Source organism: Fusibacter sp., from assembly GCF_057447755.1.
Genome location: NZ_JBVBZF010000163.1, coordinates 1 through 7831, shown reverse-complemented (window position 1 = coordinate 7831; position 7831 = coordinate 1). Strand labels below are relative to the sequence as shown.

Sequence of the window (7831 nt, the reverse complement as noted above, 5' to 3'; positions counted from 1 at the left end):
GGCCTTAATTAGTTCGGTTATAGACCAATTTCGTACCACGATAGCTGCAACATTACCCGGTTCCACAGAAATAGCTGATTCAATTAATCTTAATATGAATGCTGATGCTACGCTGGAAAGCGGGTGGGGAATACTTCTTGGTGAGGCGATACCGAGCCCTCTTGATGAATTATGTCAAGACGTTATCACACAATACTCTTTAAGTGTAATAATTACCAAGGATACCACCAGATTACAAAATGATTCAGCCGGGTTTATTACAGCACTTAAAGATGCTCACAATGATGAAATTCTTTTGCGCCAGGCTCTCGACAAACCTAATTTACTTATTGGCAGTTCCATGGCCCAAGTATTTTTTAATGGAGTCACTGCCCCGGCATTTGTCACTCAGACAGACATTTATAATTCACCTCTCAATGGGGTGGAAAAATTCATATATATTGTTACCAACTATACTATTAGAACCCAAGATTAAGGAGCCTAATCAATGCCTTTTCAAACCAAATCAAGTGTGCTAGCCGTGGTCGAAGAGACTACTGAAGGCACCTTAATTGACCCTACCTTAGCTACACATTTTACAGTATTACGGGAAGGATTTTCAGTTGAAGGTGCGACCGAAACAATTCAATCTGATGAATTGATAAATGACATAGGCGCTTCTAAGGCTTTTGTCAGCAGAGAGAGTCCAACTAGTTCTATCCCTAAATATTTCAAACATTCCGGAGTAGAGGGTCAAAAGCCAGATTACTCTATTATGATTGAATCACTATTAGGGGAGGTCACAGAATTTGCCACTGAGTACGCGGTTATTGCTGGTTCTAGTGCTGGTGACGCTTCAAATCGTGCCTTTTTGCAGTTGAATACTGGCGATGCAGCGGCCGGGGCTTTTGTAGCGGGCCAGGCTGTTTTGATTAAGCACGCGAGTTTTCCACACGAAATTGCTAATATTTATTCCGTTGACACAGGAACCGATCGCCTATATCTTGCCTTTAATCTTCAAAATGCCCCAGCCAGTGGTACGAACTTAGGTAAGGCGGTGTTTTATGAGGCAAAGGGAACGGGCCACCCTACTTACTCTGTCCACCATTTTCAAGCGTCTGATACAAGTTCTGGTTTCAAACAAGCGATAGCGGGATGTCGTACAACTTCCATGACAGCAAACTTCCCGGCTACTGAATTAGCAACGGTAGAGTTTGGCATTGATGGTATTAAATACTATTTCGACCCAATTCGTATTACGGCCTCGACGAAGTATATTGATTTCACGGACGATAGTGGAACCGTAGCAGCCATTCTAGATGAAGGGGTTTATGATCACCCAGAGGAACTGGCTGCACATATAGCTGCTAGAATGACCGCAGTATCTACTAATACGATTAGTTGTACGTACACAGGGTCAAAGTTTGTTATTAGTTCAGATGGAACTATTTTTAGTTTATTATGGAATACTGGAACGAATGCCGCTAATACGGCAGGTGGCACCCTTGGTTTTAGTGTAGCCGCGGATGACACCGGCGCTACCAGCTATACTGCGGATAATGTACAAACCTGGGAAGCGCCGGTTACCCCTACTTATGATGCCCAAAGCCCCTTAGTTGTAAAGGGTAACGAGTTTTTTGTCGGCACATTCGATAAAAACTTTTGTCGAGATGGCTCCAATGTGTCAATAACAATCACCGGTGATAAGACAGACGACCTAAGCTACTGCGCCGAATCAGGCATTAGCGGATCAATTTTAAGTGGTAGAGCGGTTGAAATTTCAGCCACCTTCACTTTCAAAAAAGACGAAATTGATCTTTTTAATGCCGTCCAACGAAACAGTGATGTTGCAGCACAATGGGTTCATGGACCTAAATCAGCCGGCAATTGGATACCGGGACAGTGCGTTAATCTATACATTGCTTCAGGCTCAGTTACAACTAGCATCATTTCGGATAGTGATGGACTTGTAGTCGCAGAGATGACAATCACTGGGCATGTTGCATCGGCTACTAAGGATATAGCAATTAACCTAGTATAATTATAAAGGAATCAAACACATGTTTTCACAAGTAATCCCAAATAAGTATGGTTCAATTACAGTCAAAAGCCCTTCAATTGAGCAAGGGCTAGAGTTCTCCTCACTGGTTCTTGATCTAAAATCCCAGTCTGACAAAGATCGACTGAAGACGCTAGTCGATGTTTATAAAAGAATGGACGAGTTAGTTACTTCTGTGGATATGGAGTATCAAGGACAGTGTGTGGATACATGGGAGATAGTACTGAGCAATTTTGCATTTATGCCAATTGCTCAACACGTACTTGAATCTATGATTAATGTCAATGATTCTGAGGTCGAAGAATCGGAAAAAAAGTAATTAGGCAAGTGGCCACATTGATTGCCACCAAAGCACCTATTCCCGAGGGCTTATTTACATTAAATGAGTTGGAAAAAGCAAGTCATTACATGCAAATTTATAATACCATCATGAAATGTAAGGCCCTCGGGGTACCGGCCCCACCCATGGACCTTAAAACTCTTGATAGGGTTTACACAATCTATGATAAAATCAATGAGTTAAGCAGTAAAATTAAAAAATAGAGGGAGTTATGGCAAACAATATTGATCTAGATTTGCGTTTGCAAACTAATATTGATAAGACCCTTAAGCGTCTCGATAATGCATTCGATTCCCTAGAAAAAAGTGCAAATAGTGTAGCTAAGTCCGTGTCAAAAATTGAAAGTAACCTTGGTCGAGCCACAACCCAGGCAAGTAAAGCTACAGCTAGTTTGAAAAAAATGGTTGGCTCCGTTACGAAGGTAGCTGCCGGGGTGGGTGCTGCAGTTACTGCAATATCGACATTTGTAGGGGTAAAATTAGCTTCAGAAGCCCTTGAAGCCGCCGCTAGTATAGAAGATCTTACCACACAATTCATTGCTTTTACTGGGTCAGCTGAAGCCGCCAACAGACAAGTACAGAAATTACGAGACTTTGCAGCCGCTACCCCATTTCAATTAGAGGGAATTGCTAAAAGTGCAAGATCACTACTAGCCTTTGGAACTGAACAAGATAAAGTGCTTCCTCGATTAAAATTATTAGGGGATTTAGCGGCTGGAACGGGATCTGATCTCAGTGAACTTGCAATCATCTTTGGACAAATTCAAGCTGCAGGTAGGTTGACGGGGGAGCGGTTCCTACAATTAGTTGAAAGAGGTATTAATGTAGGCCCCGCATTGGCTAAAAGCCTTGGAGTGGCGGAATCTTCACTAGAAGACCTTAGAAAACAAGGTAAAATTTCCTCCGACGATGTTTTAAAAGCTTTTGAAGCAATGGCCGGCGCTGGGGGTATGTTCGAAGGGTCTCTACAACGACTCTCGCAAACTTCTAGCGGGTTATTTTCTACCCTAAAAGACAATATTACTAACACTTTTGCAAGTATTGGTAGCATCTTTGATCCGGTTGTAAAGCAAACTCTTCGATTCTCTACCGAATTAGTCCAACAATTGGGTAAGTTTGTTGATGAAAATAGGCAAACATTAGCTGAAGGTTTTCGCGATATTGTGGTCGAAGTTCTAAATTATATTGCTGATTTAGCTAAAGGTTTTTCCACAAACTTTGCACAAATGGCTAAATTCATTGACACATTTGTTAATTTAGCCGCAGGTAGTTTCAAAGTTTTTCTTAATGGTATTGATACCCTTATATTTGCAGTCGGAAAAACGGTTCAAGCGGTAGCCTTTCTGCGCGAGAAAGCCGGATCATTTTTCGGTTCCGAGGAAACAGTTAAGGACGCCCAACGCACTCAAAAAATTTATGAAGATTTCACAGATGCCATCGCAAAGAGGGTGGACGATAGATCAAAAGAAATAAAAGCAAATTTTGAAGATGCTTTTAGCTTTGATGAAAGCGAACGCGGTCTTGTTACCAAAGTTGTAGGTGCTGTAGATAAAGTAGAATCTAAGATACGACAGTTTAGTAAAGCCATTGCAGATACTAAGATTGATTTTAAGGTGGGTGCCACGTTAGTCCCAAAAATTCAATCAAAAGCAATCGATGACTACTTAAATAAAATCAAAACCAAATTGCAGGAATCCGCATCCGTTCTAATTACTTTTTCTAAAGATTTAACTAATATATTAGTTAGCGGCACAAAAACAATGCGCTCGGACCTAGACGCTATTGAGGCTAAGACACTAGAGATTCAAGAAAAGAGAGCAAAACTTGAATCAACGCATATAAAAAATGTCGGGCAATTTAATGCTGAGTTTTTAAAAGAACAAAAACAAATTCAAGAAGAGTTAGTACAGCTAGAGAAAGAAAAGGAAGAGCTAACTAAAAAACAAAAAGAAAATATTATGGATGCAGGGGCCGCAGCTGTTAGTAGTGCAGCCGGAGCCGTCACTGATATTTTCTTACCCGGTGCAGGTCAATTTGTAACAGCTTTACTAGATGTTGCGCGTGACCCTGAGGCGTTTAAGTTATTTGTAGAGGGATTTGTTAAAGCAATACCTGAAATAATTCAATCGCTATCAGATGCAATGCCTGACGTGATTTTAACTCTAGTTGAAAATGCCCCTAAAATCAGTTTAGCAATTGTTGAGGGATTGGTTAAATTACAAGTTAGATTACAGGAAGTTTTTGCCAAATTGCTGGTTCAAGGGGCGGTAGCCTTTTTAAATGCATTGGAAGAAAAAATAGCTGAGTTGGTACGACCAATTGCAAACTTTCTTAGTCCAATTTTTGACGGTTTTGCCTCTGCTGTACAGATTATAACTGATGCTTTTCAAAAATTTGCAGACGTTTTATCAAATTTTGATCTAGGTAAGTTTGGCCAAGGGGGTACTTTCGGTAAATTTATCGGTGGTGATATTGGGGGCGGTTTTGCTGATATTGGGGGCGCTCTTGGATTGGCTAGTGGGGGCGCTGTACGAGTGAAGGGTGCTGACAGTAGCCGCGACACCGTACCAGCAATGTTAGCTAATGGAGAACTCATAGTAGATCGTACAACAACGGCTAAGCTTGATAATTTTTTATCAACTCAATCGAGTACAAGTAACTCCCCCCAAGATAATTCAGTAATGGTACAAATCCTGGAAGCGATATTAAATGTTCTACAGGCCCCAACGCAAGTAGCTAATACAATAGATATCGACGGCCGTAAGTTAGCAAGTGTAATTACTGAACTAAAGCGAAACGGACAAATAGCATGAGAAGTACTAAAGCTAGAATTTATGATAATAATCAATTACTTACCGCAGGAGTTACGATTGTAGCTCCTGATGATGGCTCCTTTCCATTTGCCAATGCGTTAACTGCTAGTGACGGGAAACGCGCCTTACCTTGGAACCCGGGATCAAAGTCTTTCACAGTAACAATTGACTTAGGGTATAATGGAAATGTCAGTCTTTTTGCCATTTTCGGCCCCTCAAACGCGAATTTGGGGGTATCTCCTTCAGCAACAATTACCTTAAAAGGCAATATGATCAATTTGTTTGATGGCACCGAACCCTTTAATCAAGAGGCAACTATCTATGATAATGGGGTTTTTCTTTATTTAGACACGGATGCAAACCCCGAGGGTTTGCAATATAGGTATTGGAATATTGTTTTCGATGATAGCACAAACCCCGATGACTTATTTATAAATTACATTTTCTTGGGAGATGCACTAACCTTCGAGTACAATATTCAACGCGGGTTTAGTATTGAACCTGTTGATCAATCGATCATCCAAACCTCCGATTCAGGGGTACTTTATGCTAGTCAAAGACCCCAGTATAGTCAGTTTACAGGTTTAAATCATAGATTTCTCTCGAAAGAAACAAAAAAAGAAATTGAAACTACAATTCAGCAAGTAGGATTGTTTACTCCTTTTATTTTTTCGCTTGACCCAACTGAGGCTTGTTTTGGACCAGAGGACAGCCATTTTTTAACTTATTTCGGCAGTCTGCCCAGGTTTAAACATGTAAAAACGTCTGTTTTTGATGTATCATATGATGTAAGAGAGGTATTATAATGCCTACTTTTGAAAGTTTTGGTAACCCGGTAAGTCATATTATTATGGATCAAAATAACGAGACGGCTGTCATTGCCACCATCACTCCCGACCGCAACACGGTACTCGATAGAATTCAACTATTTTTTTACAAACAAGGTAGCTTAGTGGGGGCTACGGCGCAATTATCAATCACCACCGGTAGCAAAACCGTTACGTCTGATACAATTCAATTAGGTCAAGTTCCGGGCAATCAAATAGGTAGAATGAGATTTGTTTTTGCTAAAAAACCTATTTTGACCGCTAGTACTGGTTATAATCTATCCCTAATAATGGGTAATTATACCCCGGTGTTAGGGGCCATTCCTTCCAGTGATATCTACTTTTCTTTGGTTAGAGATTATCCCATTACCATGGGGTATAATGACACTGTGACGAGTCGATCAAGTTCAGAAATAGCCTGTCATATTATAGAGAGCGTATAATCATGTTTGTAACTGTTGACGGTATTGCAAATATCACAGACATATTTGATTTTACTGGTAAATCGGCCTCATTTGTTGCCGAAGTGATTCAGGTGTGGCGCAATGATGTAAACGATGCAACGTTTACCTATAGCCTTGCCAATAAAACCATAAGCATTCCCAATGCTGTTAGTGGGAACAAAATTAAAATTAAATTTCGGTTGTATCTTGTAGCAAATACTAGTGGAGCCCTTGCACCTAAAGATCCCACAGATAGTCTTAGTGCCGATCGATTCTGGGAACCCAGGTTGGCCCGCGCTCCCACTATTACCCGTTCTATGGATCAATTGGAGCGCGGTTATGCCACTACGGTAGCTTCCGATCTTACAATAGCATTGGGAGATAGTTGGCAACAATTAGCACAATTACCCATTAGCTTTGAATGGCAACAAGTTTATATATACAAGGCTACTACTTTGGTTCTCAAGGCCCAAACAATGAGTCAGCGGTTATCTGAATCAGGGTTTAGTCTGAATATTCAAAAGCCAAATACAGCGCTCGATCAATTAGCGACTTTTGGAGACCCAGATTATTTAGTTACAGTAGACCCCTCTCATAGTTCATCGTATTATACTGGGAGTAATATTCCCGATCTATATTACGGCCAAGCAATTCCTATGATATTTGGTACATCTACACCATATACCAGAGAGGGACAAGGTTCCGCGGATTCAGGGACTGTCATTGGTACACCGTTAGTACCCCCTTTAGTCGGACCCATTGCCTTTCAGGGTATCGATTCCATTATCAAACCAATTCCTATTACTGATAAAGTGATGATTATTGGAAAAATACCGAGCTATCAAAGTTTAGCTTCCAACACTCAAATTTATACCCCGACGACCGCAGTAAGGCTATTAACTAAAATTCAATCTTACACAGCAATCCCCAATTATTTTATTGGGCAAGCAGTTAATTTAAGTAAGACCTCGGGGTCACCGTTGGCCACTGATCTAGGGTTAGTATTAAATCAAAACGATGCATATACTACAATCGAACGGACGTCAGGGACGTTTGTATATGATACAATAACCATTAACTTGAATATTAAAGTAATTAACGTGAATCCTACAAAAACTATAGGCGCTTTTCCTACCGTGTCGATTAGTGAAATTACCCCCGGAGGGCATCGTTTAGTCAAGCTTACTTTTGATGCGGCCACTACGGATATACGGGTGGACACTCCGTTAATTGTCATAGACAACATGACTGGGGCTAAAAGCGGGGCTGGAGTACTACAATACATTTTGGAAGCACACGGACTTACAGTTAATTCTAGTCAATTCACTGCGGTAAATTCAAAGGTTCCAGAGATAATCAATCTTATATCTG

General features: G+C 40.7%; 7 protein-coding genes. All 7 read left to right on the top strand.

Annotated features, from left to right (window positions below):
- A partial coding sequence (locus tag AC220I_RS15005) for a hypothetical protein (RefSeq protein WP_486724668.1) occupies positions 1–475 on the top strand: 475 nt, incomplete at its 5' end.
- Positions 476–487: 12 nt separating this feature from the next.
- Positions 488–2020 (top strand): hypothetical protein, encoded by a 1533-nt coding sequence (locus AC220I_RS15000; RefSeq protein ID WP_486724667.1) that lies wholly within the window; start codon positions 488–490, stop codon positions 2018–2020.
- A 19-nt stretch (positions 2021–2039) separates the two neighbouring features.
- Positions 2040–2357, top strand: a complete 318-nt coding sequence (locus AC220I_RS14995) for a hypothetical protein (RefSeq protein ID WP_486724666.1) — start codon at positions 2040–2042, stop codon at positions 2355–2357.
- Positions 2358–2589: 232 nt separating this feature from the next.
- Positions 2590–5190, top strand: a complete 2601-nt coding sequence (locus AC220I_RS14990; protein ID WP_486724665.1) for a tape measure protein — start codon at positions 2590–2592, stop codon at positions 5188–5190.
- Positions 5187–5996 (top strand): hypothetical protein, encoded by an 810-nt coding sequence (locus AC220I_RS14985; RefSeq protein ID WP_486724664.1) that lies wholly within the window; start codon positions 5187–5189, stop codon positions 5994–5996. The genes AC220I_RS14990 and AC220I_RS14985 overlap by 4 nt, the downstream gene beginning before the upstream one ends.
- Positions 5996–6460, top strand: coding sequence for a hypothetical protein (locus tag AC220I_RS14980; protein WP_486724663.1), 465 nt, complete (start codon positions 5996–5998; stop codon positions 6458–6460). Before AC220I_RS14985 ends, AC220I_RS14980 begins: the two co-directional genes overlap by 1 nt.
- A gap of 2 nt (positions 6461–6462) precedes the next feature.
- A partial coding sequence (locus AC220I_RS14975; RefSeq protein WP_486724662.1) for a hypothetical protein occupies positions 6463–7831 on the top strand: 1369 nt, incomplete at its 3' end.